This window comes from Yersinia antarctica, from assembly GCF_056636475.1.
On the sequence record NZ_JBSJQF010000003.1, the window covers coordinates 1 to 20,479 of the forward strand.

Below are 20,479 nucleotides of genomic sequence, written 5' to 3' on the forward strand. Positions count from 1 at the left end.
GTGGGTAACCAGACTAAATCTTCCCAAGAAAACCCCGATAAACGTCACCGTGGCGAACATTCTACAGCCTGTAAATGTCCGTTACCGCTCTACGTGCGTCCGGCGCATTATAAGCCCCTCAGTAAACAGCATGGTCGAGCCTTACGTAACCTTATGAGCCAGGACAAAACTTCTGGTGCCTGGGTTATTCGTCGTCGTGTTTCTGCCGATCCAATCTTCACTTTTTTGCGACCTGTCGCGGACAGAAAAAGAGCTTTCCGTGAAGTACGCCGACGTTTGCTCGATGCGTTGTTTGTGCTTTTCGTCAACAAAGCCGATCTTGCTACCGGTATTGTCACTATCAACATCACTAAGCTGGCTGAAGAACTCAGCCCACGGGAAGAAGATGGCCACATCATTCCGGAAACCGCTGTAACGGTATCCAGGGTGTCACGTCTGATAGACGAACTGGCGAGGTTTGGTATAGTCCTTGCGCCTGAAACTGAGTGGGATTATGTGAACGGGTGCCGTTTTCCTAAGCATATAATCATTACAGAAGAAGGCTGGCGTCTTACCGGTGTGGATATGGACAAGCTACGTGCCGAGCAGGAGGAACGCCTCCGCGCTATTGAGGACGGCATTCTACAACCCGGCGAGGCTATGACAGTAAAAGAAGCCCGTAAGCGCTGGTATGAACGTTGCCGCCATCAGACGATACTTAGCCGCCGTACACGCGCTATTGAGGGCAAACAACGGCGTAAGCTGGCCGAATTACCGTTCGATGAGCGAAAGCGTCAGGTGGCCGAGCGTATTTTCCGCGATATGAATGGTGATATACACCACCTAACCCCTCGCCAATTCCCAAACGAAATGCAACAAAGTGACCCACCGGTCAGGTACGGATAAAATAGCCGTATTGACCCTGTCGGAGACCCTGTTGCATGAAGGGAAAACATTTGACTCAGCATGAGCGCTTTTACATCGAAAAACGAAAAGCTGAAGGCGTTAATCAGTCCTGCATTGCCAGAGAACTGGATGTCTCTCGCTCTACCCTGAGCCGGGAGCTCAGGCGTAATACGGACCCCGCTTTCAACGGACTTTACTCCTCCAGACGCGCTGATGCCTTAGCCAGACAACGGCGGGGCGCCACCTCGGCACACAATGCCTGTGTCCCTCTGGGCCAGCAGACACAAGACTTTCTCCGGCAGGCGCTGGCTGTACATACCTCCCCTGAGGTTATCTGTGGGAGACTGAAAATCCAGTTTGATATCGCCGTCAGCAAAAATACCCTCTACCGCTATATCCGTTCGGACAGACAGGCTGGCGGTAAGCTTTACCTTCAGCTCCCTCACCGGGGTAAACGCTATCGCTATGATACGGGTGAGCCCGGACGCACGCCCATCCCGGACAGGGTTGGCATTGAGCACAGGCCTGCTGAGGCTGAACTCAAACAGGTTCCCGGGCATGTTGAAATCGATACGATTTTTGGCAAAGACCAGAAGTCATTCCTGCTGACGGTCGTGGACAAAGCCACAAAGCAGGTCATTATCCGTAAACTCCCCAATAAGTGCGCTGAGAGCGTCGTGGAAGCGTTCAGGGACATCGTGGCGAATACTTTCTGCGAGTTTAAAACCCTGACGGCAGATAACGGACCCGAGTTTGCGAAACATAAGGACATCACTCAGGTAACGGGCGCAAAGGTTTACTTTGCCCGGCCTTATCATTCCTGGGAGCGGGGGTTGAATGAGCATACCAACGGTCTGATACGGCGGTTTTATCCGAAAGGAACCGATTTTAATGGCGTCAGCGATGAAGATATTGCGAGACTGGAGCACATCCTCAACACTCGGGGGCGCAAATCTCTGGAATACAGCTCACCGAATGAGGTATTTTTAGAGTATCTACTCGCTGCATAACGCATGATGGTTTGTTGCGTTTCGTTCGGGAATGGGGCCCTCAGCAGTTTGAAAAAATGGTCTGGACTCAGCTTTACCAGCTTGAGCTGGTAAATATGGAGCAGCCAGGCACTGCCCCGCCTCACTAACCACCCTCTTTTTACTAATCCGTTTCCCTGCGGAGGCCGTTCTTCGTCCATCGGTTGGAATGGCTTGTTTTTTAACCGCACCTATCGTGATTATCTCAACGGAACATGCAGAAAACCCCCATCAACACTGATGCTATATCTTTTATGCACACTTACCTGCAAATAGATAAATGGGATTATCTGCAATCAACCAATAGTTAGCTGCAAAACAATCAGGTCTTCGCCCCATTCCCGAACGAAACGCAACAAACCATCATGCGTTATGCAGCGAGTAGATACTCTAAAAATACCTCATTCGGTGAGCTGTATTCCAGAGATTTGCGCCCCCGAGTGTTGAGGATGTGCTCCAGTCTCGCAATATCTTCATCGCTGACGCCATTAAAATCGGTTCCTTTCGGGTAAAACCGCCGTATCAGACCGTTGGTATGCTCATTCAACCCCCGCTCCCAGGAATGATAAGGCCGGGCAAAGTAAACCTTTGCGCCCGTTACCTGAGTGATGTCCTTATGTTTCGCAAACTCGGGTCCGTTATCTGCCGTCAGGGTTTTAAACTCGCAGAAAGTATTCGCCACGATGTCCCTGAACGCTTCCACGACGCTCTCAGCGCACTTATTGGGGAGTTTACGGATAATGACCTGCTTTGTGGCTTTGTCCACGACCGTCAGCAGGAATGACTTCTGGTCTTTGCCAAAAATCGTATCGATTTCAACATGCCCGGGAACCTGTTTGAGTTCAGCCTCAGCAGGCCTGTGCTCAATGCCAACCCTGTCCGGGATGGGCGTGCGTCCGGGCTCACCAGTATCATAGCGATAGCGTTTACCCCGGTGAGGGAGCTGAAGGTAAAGCTTACCGCCAGCCTGTCTGTCCGAACGGATATAGCGGTAGAGGGTATTTTTGCTGACGGCGATATCAAACTGGATTTTCAGTCTCCCAGAGATAACCTCAGGGGAGGTATGTACAGCCAGCGCCTGCCGGAGAAAGTCTTGTGTCTGCTGGCCCAGAGGGAAACAGGCATTGTGTGCCGAGGTGGCGCCCCGCCGTTGTCTGGCTAAGGCATCAGCGCGTCTGGAGGAGTAAAGTCCGTTGAAGGCGGGGTCCGTATTACGTCTGAGCTCCCGGCTCAGGGTAGAGCGAGAGACGCCGAGCTCTCTGGCAATGCAGGACTGATTAACGCCTTCAGCTTTTCGTTTTTCGATGTAAAAGCGCTCATGCTGAGTCAAATGTTTTCCCTTCATGCAACAGGGTCTCCGACAGGGTCAATACGGCTATTTTATCCGTACCTGACCGGTGGGTCACTTTGTTGCATTTCGTTTGGGAATTGGCGCTTCAGCTTTTCGTTTTTCGATGTAAAAGCGCTCATGCTGAGTCAAATGTTTTCCCTTCATGCAACAGGGTCTCCGACAGGGTCAATACGGCTATTTTATCCGTACCTGACCGGTGGGTCACTTTGTTGCATTTCGTTTGGGAATTGGCGGATGACGTACTGATTACGAACCTTCAGTAGAGTCGGGCTCGATGATTAATGTGAAATAAATGTAAATTAAATGTGACTCGCAACTCAGAATCATACCGATCTCATGCTGATTTTTCTAAGTAATTCATGTTAAAAAACTATTAGGGGAGTTTTTCATAAAAGCGAATGATCTTAACCGTATAATTAATATGATTTTTTATTTTAATTTTTCTTTTCTGAGTAAAGGAAAACCCATAGAGACCTAAAGTTGTCACCTCCTGTATATACGGGTATATGTTAACAAACGATAATCATAAACTATCAAGTTAACTCATCGGTTATCGCGTTCTCTGACTCAAACTATTGAAGCCGAAGCAGTATCAACTTTGTCGTGTTGCCATTATCCGTATCCGATTAATGAAAAGGACCTTGTTATATGTATAAATCAAACACCTTCGCGCGGTCTCAAGTACAAGCTCTTGGCAGATATAATGCGGGATTGTCGATTGAAAGCGTCCAGGAGCGATATGGCGTTTTACGGGTTGCCAAGCTTGGCAGCAATGAAAATCCATTGGGGGTTTCACCTAAAGCATTAGCCGCATTGGCTGCGGCAGCCCACCAGAGTGCCCTTTATCCGGACCCGTCTTGTAGCCTGTTGCGTAAAGCACTGGCACAAAAACTGGTTATTGATGAAAAAAAACTGGTTTTTGGCAATGGATCTGAAGATTTGCTCAGTATTATTTGCCGGGTATTTCTCGATCACGGCGATCAGGTAGTCACGGTGCTCCCATCATTCGGTTTGCATATTATCTATCCACAAGCAGCAGGTGCTGAAGTCATAGGCGTTCCCATGGGTCAGGACATGCGTATTGATGTTCATGCTCTTATGGCAGCGATGACACCACGTACACGTCTACTCATGTTTTCATCGCCGTCAAACCCCGTCGGTTCGGCGCTTAATGGTGATGAGCTGCAATATGTTATTGATAACTTACCACCACATACTTTGCTGGTATTTGACGAAGCTTATTTCGAATATGCGAACGGTGAAACCGACTATCCAGACTGTCTGGAAATGCTGCAAAAAAGCAAATGTCATTATGTGGTTTTAAGAACGTTTTCCAAAGCCTATGCTTTAGCCGGACTACGCATCGGTTACGGGATCGCCAGCGACTCGGCTTTGGCTGAATCGATTGATCGTCTACGGACACCCTTCAATGTCAACCGCTGTGCACAGGCGGCAGCCGTTGCTGCACTGGCAGACAGTGAACACCTGATTGCCAGTATTGAACATATTCGCACCGAACGGCAGCGGATGGATAAAGTCTTGCGGCAAGATTTAGGGCTGCAGCCAATTCCCTCGGTAGCTAACTTTATTTTTTTCCCCAGCCCACTCGCTGTGGATAGGGTTAATACATCACTATTACAGCAGGGGGTTATTATCAAGCCTTGGGCTGAGGAGGGATATCGTCAATTCATGCGCGTTTCGGTTGGAAGCTATGAGGATAATAATCAGTTTCTTGATGCTCTGGGAAATGCATTACGACAATAAGATATCTGCCGATTAATAAAAATAACGATATACTCGTCATATTTCAAGTTGCATTTGCGTTGGCTTTCCTCACTCAACCCAGCCACTGACTTGAGTAAGCTCCTGGGGATTATGAGTCTCATTAATGATACTCACCCTAGGGGCCAGCGCACGCACTGTTCAAAAACGCGTTGCGTTTTTGTCATGCAACTCGAATGATTTAGAGTATAGATAATATATATAAGCATCCTGTTTTTAATCCCCTTGAAATTAGTGAGGATCGTGATGACTACGCCAAAAATACCACCATTGATCGAAGCTCGGGTCATTGACTTTATTCCAGAAAATGAGAGACATGGCAAACCATTCAGCCAATTCACCCTGTGGTTTGGTGCTAACCTGCAAATTACGGCCATTGTTACGGGGGCGCTTGCCGTTGTTCTGGGTGGAGACGTCTTTTGGTCAATTATAGGCTTAATGATTGGCCAGTTAATCGGTGGGGCCATTATGGCTCTACACGGTATGCAGGGGCCAAAGCTTGGTTTACCGCAAATGGTCACCAGCCGGGCACAATTTGGTGTGCTCGGTGCGTCGATCCCCATTGTATTGGTTTGTACACTCTATATGGGTTTCAATACCACCGGGCTGATCCTGGCTGGCCAAGCGATCTCACAGTTGGCTCATGTCAGCAGTGCCACGGGTATCCTGACCTTTGCCATAATCATAATTATCTCTGCAATGATAGGTTATCGCTTTATTCACCGTTTAGGCCGGGTTGCTACGGTGCTGGGCATACTCGCTTTTACCTATCTTTTTATTCGCTTGCTGACGGTAAATGACATCTCTTTGCTGTTCGAAAATCGTTTTTTTTATTGGGATAAATTCTTAATTGCCGTTTCACTCTCTGCCTCATGGCAAATTTCATTTTCTCCCTATGCGTCTGACTATTCACGCTACTTGCCCAGTAAAACCCCATCAGCAAAAATTTTCTTTTCTATCTGGTCCGGTTCCGTGATTGGTTCACAAATATCTATGGTATTAGGGGTATTTGCGGCAGCGCTTGCCGGTAGCCAGTTTTCTGGTAATGAAGTTGGTTATATTGTCAGTCTGGGAGCCAATGGATTAATGGCTGCGCTCCTCTATTTCAGTATTGCTTTTGGCAAGGTGACGATTTCCACCTTGAACGCCTATGGCAGCTTAATGTGCCTTACCACGATTATCAGTGGTTTCAAGGGAAATATTAAACACAATAAATATCAGCGACTGGCTGTTGTCATTTTTATTGTTGGTGTATCTACCTGCCTGGCTTTCTTGGCTAAAGATGATTTCTTGAGAGCATTTAGAGCATTTCTACTCTTCTTATTGACTTTTTTCACCCCTTGGGCGGCCATTAATATAGCTAGCTTCTATTTTGTCTCAAAGGGGCACTATGATAATGCTTCACTCATGGACCCGAATGGATGTTACGGGCGCTGGAATTTTTTCGGCATCAGTATTTATTTTCTGGGTGTGTTGATCCAAATCCCATTTATTTCGACCACATTATATACCGGGCCAATCTATAATTGGTTGGGTACGGATATTTCATGGGTAGTCGGATTAATCATTCCCGCAATGCTCTACTCTGTGTTCGGTAGTCAGAAGGCTAGGGTGTTTAACTCGCTGGAGAAGAGTAATCAGAGCTGAAACAAGCTTATCGTCAGTGAGGGGTAGAGAAGCTATCAGAGGCTTATTGCTGTGTAACTTGCGAGAAAAGAGAGTGGGTTCGCCAATTCCCAAACGAAATGCAACAAAGTGACCCACCGGTCAGGTACGGATAAAATAGCCGTATTGACCCTGTCGGAGACCCTGTTGCATGAAGGGAAAACATTTGACTCAGCATGAGCGCTTTTACATCGAAAAACGAAAAGCTGAAGGCCCCATTCCCGAACGAAACGCAACAAACCATCATGCGTTATGCAGCGAGTAGATACTCTAAAAATACCTCATTCGGTGAGCTGTATTCCAGAGATTTGCGCCCCCGAGTGTTGAGGATGTGCTCCAGTCTCGCAATATCTTCATCGCTGACGCCATTAAAATCGGTTCCTTTCGGATAAAACCGCCGTATCAGACCGTTGGTATGCTCATTCAACCCCCGCTCCCAGGAATGATAAGGCCGGGCAAAGTAAACCTTTGCGCCCGTTACCTGAGTGATGTCCTTATGTTTCGCAAACTCGGGTCCGTTATCTGCCGTCAGGGTTTTAAACTCACAGAAAGTATTCGCCACGATGTCCCTGAACGCTTCCACGACGCTCTCAGCGCACTTATTGGGGAGTTTACGGATAATGACCTGCTTTGTGGCTTTGTCCACGACCGTCAGCAGGAATGACTTCTGGTCTTTGCCAAAAATCGTATCGATTTCAACATGCCCGGGAACCTGTTTGAGTTCAGCCTCAGCAGGCCTGTGCTCAATGCCAACCCTGTCCGGGATGGGCGTGCGTCCGGGCTCACCCGTATCATAGCGATAGCGTTTACCCCGGTGAGGGAGCTGAAGGTAAAGCTTACCGCCAGCCTGTCTGTCCGAACGGATATAGCGGTAGAGGGTATTTTTGCTGACGGCGATATCAAACTGGATTTTCAGTCTCCCACAGATAACCTCAGGGGAGGTATGTACAGCCAGCGCCTGCCGGAGAAAGTCTTGTGTCTGCTGGCCCAGAGGGAAACAGGCATTGTGTGCCGAGGTGGCGCCCCGCCGTTGTCTGGCTAAGGCATCAGCGCGTCTGGAGGAGTAAAGTCCGTTGAAGGCGGGGTCCGTATTACGTCTGAGCTCCCGGCTCAGGGTAGAGCGAGAGACATCCAGTTCTCTGGCAATGCAGGACTGATTAACGCCTTCAGCTTTTCGTTTTTCGATGTAAAAGCGCTCATGCTGAGTCAAATGTTTTCCCTTCATGCAACAGGGTCTCCGACAGGGTCAATACGGCTATTTTATCCGTACCTGACCGGTGGGTCACTTTGTTGCATTTCGTTTGGGAATTGGCGGTTTGTATAAATTTAGCAGTTTCGATCCGTGCTAAAAAAATCAACCTAACCGTTTCTGGGGTCAGTTTGGATATCGAAAATTATTGTACGTTAAGACTAATTTTTAACCTCTCCTACCCATTCACCTGTGTGTGATAGCATGTGCCATCTGCAACCATCAGGGAAAGGTAATGAGACCCAGTATCCGAGCGAAGATTGTGAAAGTATGTGAAGCTAAGATTGCGGCGAAAGGGGATGATGTTGGCGTGTCATTTTATGCTTTCTTTGCCAACAAGAATGATGACCCGGAATTACTCATGGAAGTAGCCCAATGGTGGATCATGGAAATGAAACTGGACCACTTTGAGAAAGCCAGAAAAATCATATCTCTCGTATAGATCACTCACCCCACTTCTGATTGACTTTCTCGGTGCAGTGCCTGAATTCGACATATTTGAGAGGGACTGTAGCCCGTAGCATCGGCTGTTTCACGGATACTCAGCTTTTTCACCTGGCGGCAGTACAGGGCTCCGTTTGGGAAACGGAAATTATTGTACGTTAAGGTTTATTTTTGGCCACCATAGAAAAGAAGAGCCTTAACTTGAGCAGGCTCTCATATCTTTATGCCCCGAAATGATACATTTATAGGTTAAATTATGTGCTATTTAGCAACATTCATGGAGCTTTTTTGTTGTTACATCAAGAACCTGTTTTAGCAGGCTTTTAGCCATAGATGTGTATTCATTCGTGTTATCTACCTCATTGCTCATAAAGTCGTCATAAATAACTTTGCGAACAGATTGAGGTATCTGAGGGTCACATACTTTTTGAAGTATTAATTGTAATTTTTCAAGTCGTTCAGTTCTGCGTTCAATCAACGCACTTCTATTTAGTTTTAGTATTCTTTGTGTGGAATCACCTTTCATGGTGATTCCAAAGGCAATGGGGCCGGTAAAAATCAATTCATTCTCTGGATCTCCGGAATATGGATCTTGAATATTTTCAGCAAATGGGTCTATGTCGGATTTATTTTGATTGCAAATCTCACAGGATAGCGTTAAATTTTCCCATTCAAATCTTTTAGATTCGTCGAGCGATTTTGGATAAATATGCTCAATATCTCCATGATGTATATGTCGTAGTTTACTTTCACAATAAGCACATTTTCCTGACGTCTCTTTAATCAGTTGTTCTTTAATTTCTTTATGATTATATTTTGATTTTAAATAGTGAGTTGACTCTATCCCCTTAGATATACTCATCAAGTGCAAGTCAGTCCATTGCTTGCTATTTTTAATAAGGACTTTAGGTTCAGGAAATTTAGTCAATTTAATCATAGTATTTCCTCCCCATGACATTATCAATAGCCTCTGGATAAAACTCTGACAGCCCAGAAGACTCTAATTCACTTCTGAGATTTTTTAGAGTTTCAGTTGTTATATTTTCTCTCGTAAACTTTGCGCAGATCCGCTGCAACTCATCATCAGCCCATTGCGGCATGGTAATAGATACACCTAATACATCTCTAAGTATTTTATTTGCTGTTGCTGCTTTTTGCTGTAAATCTAATTTAAATGATATTACTTTTTTGGGGCCTGTTTCTGGAGTTGATATATGTTCATACTTTAAGGCATATACATTAGACTCTTTCATTGAAGAAACCATAAATGGACTATGAGTAACAACAATGAATTGAATTTTCGGAAACGCTTCGGATAGATTATTCAGCAAAGTACGCTGCATGGCTGGATGAAGGTGGTTTTCAGGTTCATCAATTATCACGGTAAATGATTCATTTTCTTGAGAAAATAAGAGAATTTGCCATGCGATATCAATTATTGACATAATCCCACCAGATGTGGAATCCAATATAAAATCTCCTGACTTTGTTTCAAGCACAACATCGGGAATTTCAATTCTTATATTTTCAAAACCAATGTCTACAGGCAATACAATTCTCAATACATCTATAAATGAAAGAAATGTTTTTTCTGACCTTGTGCTTTTTTTCACATATTCGTTGCCAATGCCTAAAGCAGCCATAGATATTAAAGATTCTTTCATTTCTACTGTTGGGCTTGCATTAAAAGACGTATCCTCGATATGCCTCTTATATGCCGCCAAGTGTTTTTTATATGATTCATTTGCGTCGATGATTTTTGTGGGTATTTTGTCAACTTGTTTATAACTATTTGCAACTCTATGCGAGTGTATAAACAACCCTTTTATTTTGTTGTTTTTGTTTTCAATTAATACGTCATAATCAACCTTCGATAGCTCATTTTCTATCAATAAATTTGCCATCACTCCATCTGAATATTGAATAAATCCTATTTTATAATTTCCCTTATTTAAGGGTGTGTTTTCTTCGCAATTTTTGAATAATAATCTCTCTTGAGATTCATCATAATAAGGTACTGCCAAAAACTTATAGTCCCATTGAAAGTGCTTGGCTAATATCCTCAGAATTGTTGATTTACCAGACCCATTAGCTCCAGTTATTATTGTCATCTTGTCATGAATGTCAATATCAACATTTCCGAACTGTCGCCAGTTTGATATGCTTATTTTCTGTAATCTCATACAAATCCCTTATATAATCTAGTGCGTTATAATTGAAATCAATTTCATTTTAAAGCGACATTCTATTTTAAGGCTGCTGTTTATCATATTTTTTATAAATTGATTGTATACGACAAACCTGTGAAACACTGTACCCCGTAGCATCTGCAGTTTCACTGATACTCAGTTTCTTAACCTGTCGGTAGTACAGAACTTTCTGATGCCGTTCATGATCGGCCTGCTTCCCACGGTATTTACCAAGCGTGTGGGCTCGGTCAATTCCCTGTTTTTGCCGCTGGCGACGACTCAGCCAGTCCTTATGCGACATCGCGGCCATCAGGTCGATAAGCATGTTATTGATGGCGGTTATCACGGCACGGGTGATTGGATCAACCTGCGAAGGATCTTTATCTGACAACGCCTGCCATGAGGTGGGGACATCCAAGCTGACAATTCGCAGCTCATGTTGTTCTATCTGCTTTTTCAGCGTCATCCAGTCGCTGTTGCTCAGGCGGGTCAGACGGTCTATCTGCTCGACCAGCAAAATATCATTACGGTGGCTGTCCATCAGCAAGCGTCCCAGCTCCGGGCGGTCAAGTTTTGTCCCGCTGATATTCTCCCGGTAATAGCTAGCGATTTTATGCCCTCGTTCCTGAACGAACTGCTCCAGCATCTCTTTTGCCCGATCGGCGAACTGATCTTCCGTCGATGCCCTCAAATAAGCTCTGATGAACATTTTTCCACCGCATTATCTCATTTAGGTTATTGCATTTACTCTATCGCATATAGGTTATGTCATTCATCGTGTGCCGTCACGTTTTGATTATGGTGTCAGGGTGTACCCTTATGCGATAACCATTTTCGTTAAAAACACCACACTGAATAATTTACGAGGGAAACTATATGGCAAGGAGGCAGATTCTTTCGCTGTCGGAAAGAGAATCATTACGGGCATTACCAGACGATGAGTTAACGCTGACCCGAATGGCGTATTTCAGTGAACATGATCTGGCGCTTATCAGGGCTCACCGTAAACCCGCCAGCCGTTTTGGTTTCGCCGTCCTTCTTTGCTATCTGAAAAATGTCGGCTTTTCCCCAGATAAAAAAACTCCACCATCTGACGCGCTGCTGAAGCATATCGCCAGCAGGCTAAAACTCACCGGGGATCTCTGGCCTGCTTACCTTTCCGGCAGGGATACAACCCGGCGTGAGCATTTAACCGAACTGTACCGATATCTTGACGTAAAAGCGTTCACCAGCAAAATACAACAGGACTGTCTTACACACCTGCTGTCGATGGCGACGCGCACTGATAAAGGTATTCTCCTGGCCGAAGAGTTACTGGTCTATCTCCGGCAGAACAACGTGATAATCCCTGCGATTGATGTTGTGGAGCGTACCTGCGCGGAAGCCATGGCAGGCGGAGATAAAATTGTATTTCAGACCCTGAATGCCCCGTTAACTCCGGCTCACAGGGATGCCCTGGATCGTTTACTTGAGTCATCAGATAATCAGCCTTCCAGGCTGACATGGCTTCTGCAACCGCCGGGTAAAATCAATGGTAAGAACGTGCTGCAACATCTTGATCGGCTCAGTAGCATTGAATCGCTGGCATTACCGGAAGGTATAGATCGTACCATTCACCAGAACCGGTTGCTGAAACTGGCGCGGGAAGGCCGAAAGATGAGCAGCCGGGATTTGACCAGATTTTCAGCAGCCCGGCGTCATGCGATCCTGGTGTGTGTGCTGGAAGAAGCCAGAGCCACACTGACAGACGAAGTGATTGAGCTGCATGAGCGAATGCTGAACAGCCTTTTCAGCAAAGCCAAAAGAACACAGGCTGAGCGCCTTCAGCAGGCTGGAAAGCTGATCCAGTCAAAACTGAGGCAATACATCGATGTCGGTCAGGCTCTGTCTGAAGCCCGTGATTCCGGTGGCGATCCATGGCTCGCAATAGAAAACATACTGCCATGGCCTGAATTTGTCGCCAGTCTGGAGGAAACTCGCCATCTCGCCAGAAAAAATAATTTTGACCCGCTGCATATTATTACCGAGAAATACAGCACATTACGGAAATATGCCCCTCGCATGTTGTCCGCTTTACAGTTAGTCGCAACCCCGGCAGCGCAACCTCTGGCTGATGCGCTGGTTGTGATCAAAGATATGTACCGGAAACAGTCACGTAAAGTACCGGTGACAGCGCCTCTTGAGTTTGTCCCTGAAAGCTGGCGCAAGGTGGTGATTACACCTGCGGGTATTGACCGGCAGTACTATGAATTTTGTGCGCTCAGCGAGCTTAAGGGAGCGTTGCGCTCCGGGGATATCTGGGTTAAAGGCTCACGCCGCTACAAAAACTTTGATGATTACCTCATTCCCGAAAAGGACTTTGACAAACTCACACCGGCGCTGCCACTGCCCGTATCTGCTGATTATCATGAGTACATTACCAGCCGTATGACTCTGCTTCAGTCTAAACTTGAAGAGGTCAATGCCATGGCTGCCCTTGGTGAACTGCCCGATGTGGAAATATCTGACAGGGGCGTAAAAGTCTCTCCGCTGGATAACTGCGTTCCGGTGCAGGTTTCACCGCTGGCAGAGCTGGTTTACAGCATGTTACCGCGCCCTAAAATCACGGAAATTCTCGACGAGGTAAATAGCTGGACGACGTTTACCCGACATTTTTCGCATATAAAAAATGACATTACCCGTCCCGATACCCGCCTGCTTCTCACCACCATTCTTGCGGATGGCATCAATCTTGGTTTGACCAAAATGGCAGAAGCCTGCCCCGGGAGCACCAAATCATCACTCGAAGATATTCAGGCATGGTACATCCGTGACGAAACCTATTCAGCCGCCCTTGCAGAGCTGGTAAATGCGCAGGGGAAACGGCCGTTGGCGGCATTCTGGGGAGACGGGACAACGTCATCATCAGATGGACAGAATTTCAGAACAGGCAGCTCAGGCCGCTACGCAGGGCAGGTTAACCCGAAATATGGGCAGGAGCCTGGACGTCAGTTTTATACCCATATTTCGGATCAATACAGCCCGTTTTACACCTGCATAATTAGTCGGGTCAGGGATTCAACCCATGTGCTCGATGGCTTGCTGTACCACGAAAGTGACCTAGAAATCAGAGAGCATTACACCGATACCGCAGGTTTCACCGATCATGTCTTTGCCCTGATGCATCTGCTGGGATTTGCATTTTGTCCACGAATTAGGGATCTCCACGACAAGAAGCTGTTTATCAAAGGGAAAGCAGATCAATACCCGGCGCTTCAGTCACTGATATCCACGACCAGCCTGAATCTGAAAGAGATCGAAATTCACTGGCATGAAGTACTACGGCTGGCGGCCTCGATAAAGCTGGGAACAGTGACGGCATCCCTGATGCTGAAAAAGCTTGCCAGCTACCCTAAACAGAACGGGCTGGCCAAAGCACTGCGAGAAATTGGTCGCATTGAGCGAACGCTGTTTATGCTCGACTGGTTCCGCGATCCTGCACTACGTCGACGGGTACAGGCGGGGCTGAATAAAGGTGAAGCCCGTAACGCCCTGGCGCGTGCGGTATTTATGCACCGGCTGGGAGAAATCAGGGATCGAAAACCGGAAAATCAGAGCTATCGCGCCAGTGGGCTGACGCTGCTGACGGCGGCGATCTCGCTGTGGAATACCGTGTATATGGAAAGAGCGGTCGATGCCCTCAAGCGTAAAGGGCTGAAGATCAACGAACAACTGTTGTCGCATTTGTCCCCATTAGGCTGGGAGCACATCAATCTGACAGGCGATTATATCTGGAAAAGCAACCGGATACCGGCTTCCGGTAAGTTTCGTCGCCTGAGACCAGCTAAAGTCGAAAGGTCAAAAAACAGCCTTAACGTACAATAATTTTCGATATCCAAACTGACCCCTTTCTAGTCTGTCACAACCTAAATTTTGCCGCGTTCTCTGGAGTGTTTTTTTTACAGCATCCAGTGAAGACTCCGACAGTTTGGCTATATCGACCATATCACCACCTACTACCCAATAGTAAGTTAGTCTAAACTGCTTTTCAGTCAGTTCTGGGAAAAGTATCTTCATTTGAGTAAGACCATGAAGATGTGTAAAATTCAAATCAGCCATTACGGCCTCCTAAACAGGTTGTATGGTTAGCCAGTGACATCGTCTGAACCACGTTGTTGCTGGCGACTGCTCTCACTCGGTTATTTTGTACTCAGTTCAATATCCTTATATTTTCCATTCCATTGATTTACTTTGTCCGTTCTTTTATCTCAGCATTTATTACTTTCATTTGATATTTATCACCAATAATTTCACACCAATGCACCCATTTCTTTAAATCTGATACAGAAATTTTTTCATTAGGATCATAGGCTATAAGTGATTTTTTAAACTCACTCATAATAGAAATACACTTAGAAGCCCACTCCCCTTCCATTGCTGAACCTTTGATAGCTTTGGGTCTTCTAGGTAAGCGCGGTCTAAGTGGTTTACATCCCAGTGAGTTTTTTTCTTCAACATATGAGAATTTTATAGATACAATATTTCGGCCCTGCTTAATGGGTTGCCACAATACTGATATGTCGGTTTTTGCATTAATTACATTGATCGCTGGTTCCAATATGTCTCTCTTGAAAAATTTATACTCTTTATATTTACCTGCTAACCCTGCCCTTTCTTTCATCCACTCAATATCAATTGCATCAGTTGTAATAACTTTTTCACTATTCATACATCTTGAAAGGTTTTTATATTTAATTAGCCAGCTATATAAACGCAAAGCAAATGGTGAGTCTGTAAGTTTTGCTATCACATCAATTTTTAGCTGGGTGAACTCTTTTTTTAACTCATATAAATAAAGGGCTACATCTTGAGAGAAGCGAACGGTGACATCAGCACCGACGCCGGACTCATCATATCTGATAGATGAAAACCAGAAGCGCTCTACTCTATCGATTCGCTTTTTCTTCTCATTATATTCATACGTGTAAATAGGTTTTTTACCTAGCGACGATGCAGCGTTTTTTAAGCTTTGATGGATATGCGCTTTATTCACACCAAACATTTTCTCAAATTCAGCAGGATACAGAGTATATAAGCCATCAGGCTGAGGAATTTTACTATCTATCTTAGTTAATGCCAGAAATAGAAAACGAATCTCATCGCGAGATATGTTGTATGCCCCTTCCAGTAAATCATTTCCTTGGGAAACAATAAGTTTTGAACGGTTTTCCATAACTGAAATATCCTAGAGGTGATTAATTACCTTCAATTTATCACCCTAATAAAATCAAATCAACAAAAGGTGATAAATATTTTATATAATGTCACCTATAATTCATTTCTTTCATATGGTTAAACATTATTTAACAAATAAATTCAACAACATACAGATGAACCTATGTATGTACACATCTTTACTATAGGGTATTAAAAAACCACTAAAAGCATCACTTAAAACCACTAAATAGATCACCCTTAACCACTAAATCAGTCACCTTTTATCCCAGCCAAAACTAGCAAAGCGAGTCAGTTCGCGAAAAAAATATATATTCATATGAGCATCCACATTCTTTTCTAGAAAACTCAATATTTTTCAGATTTTTCATACTATTTGTACAAAAGATCCATTTCAGATCAAAATCATCTGAAGGAACGTTAAATAAAGCAAAGTTATCCACAAATAAAATCATCACCTGTAGCCACTAAACGAGTCACCTATAGCCACTAAATCACTCACCCTTAACCACTAAATAACTCACTTATAGCCACTAAACGAGTCACTAATACAGTTATATCTTTATGATTTAACTGTAGTTAGTTCACCTTTAAACAGGAAACAAAGAAACAAAGAAACAAAGAAACAAAAACAACTAACGCGGCGTTGCCTCGTTTTTATCTTCAAATTTCATAACAGAGTTAATATAATTTAAACACCTGAACATGATTTGGTATAGGTGTTACAACCGCTTTAAAAAGCAGATATTCAGCACCTACAAGCCTAGAGATCCAAGAGATCACCCCCTGACCACAAAAAACGGTTAAACAGCACTACAGCCCCGTAGAGGCTTATATATCCACAGGTATAGTTTCCTCAATAAAGGAAAATTCAGGCTGTTGAGTGGCAGTGCTAAATTCCAGCGCCAATTCCCAAACGAAATGCAACAAAGTGACCCACCGGTCAGGTACGGATAAAATAGCCGTATTGACCCTGTCGGAGACCCTGTTGCATGAAGGGAAAACATTTGACTCAGCATGAGCGCTTTTACATCGAAAAACGAAAAGCTGAAGGCGTTAATCAGTCCTGCATTGCCAGAGAGCTCGGCGTCTCTCGCTCTACGCTGAGCCGGGAGCTCAGACGTAATACGGACCCCGCCTTCAACGGACTTTACTCCTCCAGACGCGCTGATGCCTTAGCCAGACAACGGCGGGGCGCCACCTCGGCACACAATGCCTGTGTCCCTCTGGGCCAGCAGACACAAGACTTTCTCCGGCAGGCGCTGGCTGTACATACCTCCCCTGAGGTTATCTGTGGGAGACTGAAAATCCAGTTTGATATCGCCGTCAGCAAAAATACCCTCTACCGCTATATCCGTTCGGACAGACAGGCTGGCGGTAAGCTTTACCTTCAGCTCCCTCACCGGGGTAAACGCTATCGCTATGATACGGGTGAGCCCGGACGCACGCCCATCCCGGACAGGGTTGGCATTGAGCACAGGCCTGCTGAGGCTGAACTCAAACAGGTTCCCGGGCATGTTGAAATCGATACGATTTTTGGCAAAGACCAGAAGTCATTCCTGCTGACGGTCGTGGACAAAGCCACAAAGCAGGTCATTATCCGTAAACTCCCCAATAAGTGCGCTGAGAGCGTCGTGGAAGCGTTCAGGGACATCGTGGCGAATACTTTCTGCGAGTTTAAAACCCTGACGGCAGATAACGGACCCGAGTTTGCGAAACATAAGGACATCACTCAGGTAACGGGCGCAAAGGTTTACTTTGCCCGGCCTTATCATTCCTGGGAGCGGGGGTTGAATGAGCATACCAACGGTCTGATACGGCGGTTTTATCCGAAAGGAACCGATTTTAATGGCGTCAGCGATGAAGATATTGCGAGACTGGAGCACATCCTCAACACTCGGGGGCGCAAATCTCTGGAATACAGCTCACCGAATGAGGTATTTTTAGAGTATCTACTCGCTGCATAACGCATGATGGTTTGTTGCGTTTCGTTCGGGAATGGGGCCAGCGTCACGGATATTCTGCTTCCTCGACAATACAGACTCGCGTTGCTCACTAATTTTGTCTTTCGGCGAGCAGTGGGAGATAAGTTAACTAGGCGTAAGGATTCGTGCGTAAATGTGTAAGATCGCCTGCAAGCCCTTGCCCATCTGCTCTGTCAGAATTTAACGTCATAGCTTGCAGGTGGACGCCCAAACGGCCCGGAATGCCAGCAAAAAGGCTACAGTGGAACGCCCAGGCACGTTAAGAATGCCAGCACATTACAGTGGTGATTTAAAGCTAATTAACTTATTAGCTTGTTAAGCTAATAAGTTATTGACTTAATCACTTACTAAGCTAAAATACTATTAGCTTAGTAACTTAGTGGCTTAATAACTTAGTGAGGTGTCTATGATAATTGTTATTGGTTCTCAAAAGGGCGGAGTAGGGAAATCAACTCTCGCGGTAAACATCGCGGGATATCTACTGGAAAAAGGGCATAGCGTGATGATTGTCGATGCCGATGATCAACAATCTGTCATGAGCTGGTATAACGACAGGGATGAAACCCGGCAGCGCTTACCCGTTGTGTCGGCGTCCGGCAACATTAAAAATACGTTGTACGAGCTGGATAAACACTATGCTTATGTGATCGCTGATACCGCAGGACGTGACAGTCAGGAACTCCGTTCCGGTCTGTTGGCCGCTAACATTTTTATTACTCCACTGCGTCCTTCACAAATGGATCTCGATACCGTTGCACATATCTCCAAAGTCTTTAATACCGCGCTCGATTACAACGAGAATGCCAAGGGGTATGTCCTTTTAAATATGTGTCCGACAAATATTTTTGTTGATGAAGCGCACCAAGCCGCCGAACTGTTAAACGAGTATCCGCCGCTTACCCTCACCTCCAGTCGTATCTGTGATCGCAAGATTTATCGTGATACTTGGGGGGAGAGTATCTCTGTGCAGGAAAGTCAGAACGAAAAAGCGAAAGAAGAGATTAAAAATCTGGTTGAGGAAGTGATCCTGTGAGAAACCGAAACATCAAATCAGAAGACGATTTTATCAATGGGGCTACCTCATTGCCGAAAACAGAAGGGAAAGGCCGTCAGAGGAATTATAAAGCCATTTCTGCCAGCTTGACGGGATCGCATATCGATGCTTTGGACGCGGTTATTAAACACGCCGCGATGAATGGTCATTTGGGTATAACACGCTCGGATGTGATCAAAGCGGCCATAGAGGTTTTTTCTGGTCTAGGTGAGGCTGAAAAAATCAGTGTGATCTTGAAAAACAAGTCAGGTGAATGATTATACATATTAAGCTAATAGCTTAATTAATTATTAGCTTAATAAGTTATTGGCTTATTTATTTTTTGAGGGGATGATATGGGGAATATCACACTTAGAACAAGTGCCGCCGAGGATGCAGAGATCGCAGTGGTTCAAGGGCTGACGGGCGAGAGAACGGCAAGCAGCGCAATCAAGAAAATTATCGGTGCCTATGAGCAGCAGCAACAAGAATTACAGCGATTGCGTCAAGAACTGAGCCGGGCAACCGCTAAAAATGACAGGTACAGGCAGGCCATCACCGCGCTTCAGGCCGCGCAAACTGCACTCTACCGCCAATTCCCAAACGAAATGCAACAAAGTGACCCACCGGTCAGGTACGGATAAAATAGCCGTATTGACCCTGTCGGAGACCCTGTTGCATGAAGGGAAAACATTTGACTCAGCATGAGCGCTTTTACATCGAAAAACGAAAAGCTGAAGGCGTTAATCAGTCCTGCATTGCCAGAGAGCTCGGCGTCTCTCGCTCTACCCTGAGCCGGGAGCTCAGACGTAATACGGACCCCGCCTTCAACGGACTTTACTCCTCCAGACGCGCTGATGCCTTAGCCAGACAACGGCGGGGCGACACCTCGGCACACAATGCCTGTGTCCCTCTGGGCCAGCAGACACAAGACTTTCTCCGGCAGGCGCTGGCTGTACATACCTCCCCTGAGGTTATCTGTGGGAGACTGAAAATCCAGTTTGATATCGCCGTCAGCAAAAATACCCTCTACCGCTATATCCGTTCGGACAGACAGGCTGGCGGTAAGCTTTACCTTCAGCTCCCTCACCGGGGTAAACGCTATCGCTATGATACGGGTGAGCCCGGACGCACGCCCATCCCGGACAGGGTTGGCATTGAGCACAGGCCTGCTGAGGCTGAACTCAAACAGGTTCCCGGGCATGTTGAAATCGATACGATTTTTGGCAAAGACCAGAAGTCATTCCTGCTGACGGTCGTGGACAAAGCCACAAAGCAGGTCATTATCCGTAAACTCCCCAATAAGTGCGCTGAGAGCGTCGTGGAAGCGTTCAGGGACATCGTGGCGAATACTTTCTGCGAGTTTAAAACCCTGACGGCAGATAACGGACCCGAGTTTGCGAAACATAAGGACATCACTCAGGTAACGGGCGCAAAGGTTTACTTTGCCCGGCCTTATCATTCCTGGGAGCGGGGGTTGAATGAGCATACCAACGGTCTGATACGGCGGTTTTATCCGAAAGGAACCGATTTTAATGGCGTCAGCGATGAAGATATTGCGAGACTGGAGCACATCCTCAACACTCGGGGGCGCAAATCTCTGGAATACAGCTCACCGAATGAGGTATTTTTAGAGTATCTACTCGCTGCATAA

18 protein-coding genes and 1 pseudogene are annotated in these 20,479 nt (G+C 45.9%); 11 read left to right on the forward strand and 8 right to left on the reverse strand.

Annotation, left to right across the window (positions count from 1 at the left end; all coding sequences use genetic code 11):
• Both repA and ACWJJO_RS23035 read left to right on the forward strand, forming a co-directional pair.
• Positions 1 to 885 (forward strand): plasmid replication initiator RepA, encoded by an 885-nt coding sequence (repA, locus tag ACWJJO_RS23030; protein WP_481091642.1) that lies wholly within the window; start codon positions 1 to 3, stop codon positions 883 to 885.
• A gap of 35 nt (positions 886 to 920) precedes the next feature.
• Positions 921 to 1,895: an IS30 family transposase gene (locus tag ACWJJO_RS23035; RefSeq protein ID WP_481090564.1), complete on the forward strand. Its 975-nt coding sequence runs from the start codon at positions 921 to 923 to the stop codon at positions 1,893 to 1,895.
• Positions 1,896 to 2,283: 388 nt separating this feature from the next.
• Here the strand turns inward: ACWJJO_RS23035 and ACWJJO_RS23040 are convergent, their stop codons facing one another.
• Positions 2,284 to 3,258, reverse strand: coding sequence for an IS30 family transposase (locus tag ACWJJO_RS23040; protein WP_481090518.1), 975 nt, complete (start codon positions 3,256 to 3,258; stop codon positions 2,284 to 2,286).
• 654 nt (positions 3,259 to 3,912) lie between these two features.
• Here ACWJJO_RS23040 and hisC point away from each other — a divergent pair.
• Together hisC and ACWJJO_RS23050 are read left to right on the forward strand one after the other, a co-directional pair.
• On the forward strand, positions 3,913 to 5,028 hold the full coding sequence (gene hisC, locus ACWJJO_RS23045; protein ID WP_481091643.1) for a histidinol-phosphate transaminase: 1,116 nt from the start codon (positions 3,913 to 3,915) through the stop codon (positions 5,026 to 5,028).
• Positions 5,029 to 5,292: 264 nt separating this feature from the next.
• Positions 5,293 to 6,693, forward strand: coding sequence for a purine-cytosine permease family protein (locus ACWJJO_RS23050; RefSeq protein ID WP_481091644.1), 1,401 nt, complete (start codon positions 5,293 to 5,295; stop codon positions 6,691 to 6,693).
• 268 nt (positions 6,694 to 6,961) lie between these two features.
• Here ACWJJO_RS23050 and ACWJJO_RS23055 read toward each other — a convergent pair whose 3' ends face one another.
• Positions 6,962 to 7,936 (reverse strand): IS30 family transposase, encoded by a 975-nt coding sequence (locus ACWJJO_RS23055; protein ID WP_481090514.1) that lies wholly within the window; start codon positions 7,934 to 7,936, stop codon positions 6,962 to 6,964.
• 259 nt (positions 7,937 to 8,195) lie between these two features.
• Here ACWJJO_RS23055 and ACWJJO_RS23060 point away from each other — a divergent pair, with 259 nt between their 5' ends.
• Positions 8,196 to 8,402 (forward strand): DUF6500 family protein, encoded by a 207-nt coding sequence (locus ACWJJO_RS23060; RefSeq protein WP_025901656.1) that lies wholly within the window; start codon positions 8,196 to 8,198, stop codon positions 8,400 to 8,402.
• A gap of 5 nt (positions 8,403 to 8,407) precedes the next feature.
• Here ACWJJO_RS23060 and ACWJJO_RS23065 read toward each other — a convergent pair.
• The 4 genes and pseudogenes from ACWJJO_RS23065 to ACWJJO_RS23080 all read right to left on the reverse strand — a co-directional run.
• A pseudogene (locus ACWJJO_RS23065) lies at positions 8,408 to 8,530 on the reverse strand (recombinase family protein); the annotation flags it as partial.
• Positions 8,531 to 8,669: 139 nt separating this feature from the next.
• Positions 8,670 to 9,341, reverse strand: a complete 672-nt coding sequence (locus ACWJJO_RS23070; protein WP_481091645.1) for an HNH endonuclease — start codon at positions 9,339 to 9,341, stop codon at positions 8,670 to 8,672.
• On the reverse strand, positions 9,334 to 10,587 hold the full coding sequence (locus ACWJJO_RS23075) for an AAA family ATPase (RefSeq protein ID WP_481091646.1): 1,254 nt from the start codon (positions 10,585 to 10,587) through the stop codon (positions 9,334 to 9,336). The genes ACWJJO_RS23070 and ACWJJO_RS23075 overlap by 8 nt, the downstream gene beginning before the upstream one ends.
• A 67-nt stretch (positions 10,588 to 10,654) precedes the next feature.
• Complete coding sequence (locus ACWJJO_RS23080; protein WP_481091647.1) at positions 10,655 to 11,302, reverse strand: recombinase family protein; 648 nt, start codon at positions 11,300 to 11,302, stop codon at positions 10,655 to 10,657.
• A 167-nt stretch (positions 11,303 to 11,469) separates the two neighbouring features.
• Here ACWJJO_RS23080 and ACWJJO_RS23085 point away from each other — a divergent pair, with 167 nt between their 5' ends.
• Positions 11,470 to 14,457 (forward strand): Tn3 family transposase, encoded by a 2,988-nt coding sequence (locus ACWJJO_RS23085; RefSeq protein WP_481091648.1) that lies wholly within the window; start codon positions 11,470 to 11,472, stop codon positions 14,455 to 14,457.
• On the opposite strand, the gene ACWJJO_RS23090 is transcribed toward ACWJJO_RS23085, so the two are convergent.
• Positions 14,431 to 14,691: a hypothetical protein gene (locus ACWJJO_RS23090; protein WP_481091649.1), complete on the reverse strand. Its 261-nt coding sequence runs from the start codon at positions 14,689 to 14,691 to the stop codon at positions 14,431 to 14,433. The genes ACWJJO_RS23085 and ACWJJO_RS23090 overlap by 27 nt on opposite strands.
• A 127-nt stretch (positions 14,692 to 14,818) precedes the next feature.
• Positions 14,819 to 15,805: a replication initiation protein gene (locus ACWJJO_RS23095; protein WP_481091650.1), complete on the reverse strand. Its 987-nt coding sequence runs from the start codon at positions 15,803 to 15,805 to the stop codon at positions 14,819 to 14,821.
• A 994-nt stretch (positions 15,806 to 16,799) separates the two neighbouring features.
• On the opposite strand from ACWJJO_RS23095, the gene ACWJJO_RS23100 reads away from it, so the two are divergent.
• The 5 genes from ACWJJO_RS23100 (at position 16,800) to ACWJJO_RS23120 (ending at position 20,479) form a co-directional block, all read left to right on the forward strand.
• Positions 16,800 to 17,774, forward strand: coding sequence for an IS30 family transposase (locus ACWJJO_RS23100; RefSeq protein WP_481090692.1), 975 nt, complete (start codon positions 16,800 to 16,802; stop codon positions 17,772 to 17,774).
• Between the two features lie 424 nt (positions 17,775 to 18,198).
• Positions 18,199 to 18,825 carry a division plane positioning ATPase MipZ gene (locus ACWJJO_RS23105; protein WP_481091651.1) on the forward strand — a complete coding sequence of 209 codons (627 nt, stop codon included), beginning with the start codon at positions 18,199 to 18,201 and terminating at the stop codon, positions 18,823 to 18,825.
• Complete coding sequence (locus tag ACWJJO_RS23110; RefSeq protein WP_481091652.1) at positions 18,822 to 19,103, forward strand: hypothetical protein; 282 nt, start codon at positions 18,822 to 18,824, stop codon at positions 19,101 to 19,103. The genes ACWJJO_RS23105 and ACWJJO_RS23110 overlap by 4 nt, the downstream gene beginning before the upstream one ends.
• A 78-nt stretch (positions 19,104 to 19,181) precedes the next feature.
• Entirely contained in the window at positions 19,182 to 19,469 is a 288-nt protein-coding gene (locus ACWJJO_RS23115; RefSeq protein WP_481091653.1) for a hypothetical protein, read from the forward strand.
• Between the two features lie 35 nt (positions 19,470 to 19,504).
• Positions 19,505 to 20,479 carry an IS30 family transposase gene (locus ACWJJO_RS23120; protein WP_481090619.1) on the forward strand — a complete coding sequence of 325 codons (975 nt, stop codon included), beginning with the start codon at positions 19,505 to 19,507 and terminating at the stop codon, positions 20,477 to 20,479.

What these genes read in the sequence shown, in the direction of transcription:
- ACWJJO_RS23035 (WP_481090564.1), top strand. Translation starts at nt 921, where the DNA reads ATGAAGGGAAAACATTTGACTCAGCATGAGCGCTTTTACATCGAAAAA.
- ACWJJO_RS23040 (WP_481090518.1), bottom strand. Translation starts at nt 3,258, where the DNA reads ATGAAGGGAAAACATTTGACTCAGCATGAGCGCTTTTACATCGAAAAA.
- hisC (WP_481091643.1), top strand. Translation starts at nt 3,913, where the DNA reads ATGTATAAATCAAACACCTTCGCGCGGTCTCAAGTACAAGCTCTTGGC.
- ACWJJO_RS23050 (WP_481091644.1), top strand. Translation starts at nt 5,293, where the DNA reads ATGACTACGCCAAAAATACCACCATTGATCGAAGCTCGGGTCATTGAC.
- ACWJJO_RS23055 (WP_481090514.1), bottom strand. Translation starts at nt 7,936, where the DNA reads ATGAAGGGAAAACATTTGACTCAGCATGAGCGCTTTTACATCGAAAAA.
- ACWJJO_RS23060 (WP_025901656.1), top strand. Translation starts at nt 8,196, where the DNA reads ATGAGACCCAGTATCCGAGCGAAGATTGTGAAAGTATGTGAAGCTAAG.
- ACWJJO_RS23070 (WP_481091645.1), bottom strand. Translation starts at nt 9,341, where the DNA reads ATGATTAAATTGACTAAATTTCCTGAACCTAAAGTCCTTATTAAAAAT.
- ACWJJO_RS23075 (WP_481091646.1), bottom strand. Translation starts at nt 10,587, where the DNA reads ATGAGATTACAGAAAATAAGCATATCAAACTGGCGACAGTTCGGAAAT.
- ACWJJO_RS23080 (WP_481091647.1), bottom strand. Translation starts at nt 11,302, where the DNA reads ATGTTCATCAGAGCTTATTTGAGGGCATCGACGGAAGATCAGTTCGCC.
- ACWJJO_RS23085 (WP_481091648.1), top strand. Translation starts at nt 11,470, where the DNA reads ATGGCAAGGAGGCAGATTCTTTCGCTGTCGGAAAGAGAATCATTACGG.
- ACWJJO_RS23090 (WP_481091649.1), bottom strand. Translation starts at nt 14,691, where the DNA reads ATGGCTGATTTGAATTTTACACATCTTCATGGTCTTACTCAAATGAAG.
- ACWJJO_RS23095 (WP_481091650.1), bottom strand. Translation starts at nt 15,805, where the DNA reads ATGGAAAACCGTTCAAAACTTATTGTTTCCCAAGGAAATGATTTACTG.
- ACWJJO_RS23100 (WP_481090692.1), top strand. Translation starts at nt 16,800, where the DNA reads ATGAAGGGAAAACATTTGACTCAGCATGAGCGCTTTTACATCGAAAAA.
- ACWJJO_RS23105 (WP_481091651.1), top strand. Translation starts at nt 18,199, where the DNA reads ATGATAATTGTTATTGGTTCTCAAAAGGGCGGAGTAGGGAAATCAACT.
- ACWJJO_RS23115 (WP_481091653.1), top strand. Translation starts at nt 19,182, where the DNA reads ATGGGGAATATCACACTTAGAACAAGTGCCGCCGAGGATGCAGAGATC.
- ACWJJO_RS23120 (WP_481090619.1), top strand. Translation starts at nt 19,505, where the DNA reads ATGAAGGGAAAACATTTGACTCAGCATGAGCGCTTTTACATCGAAAAA.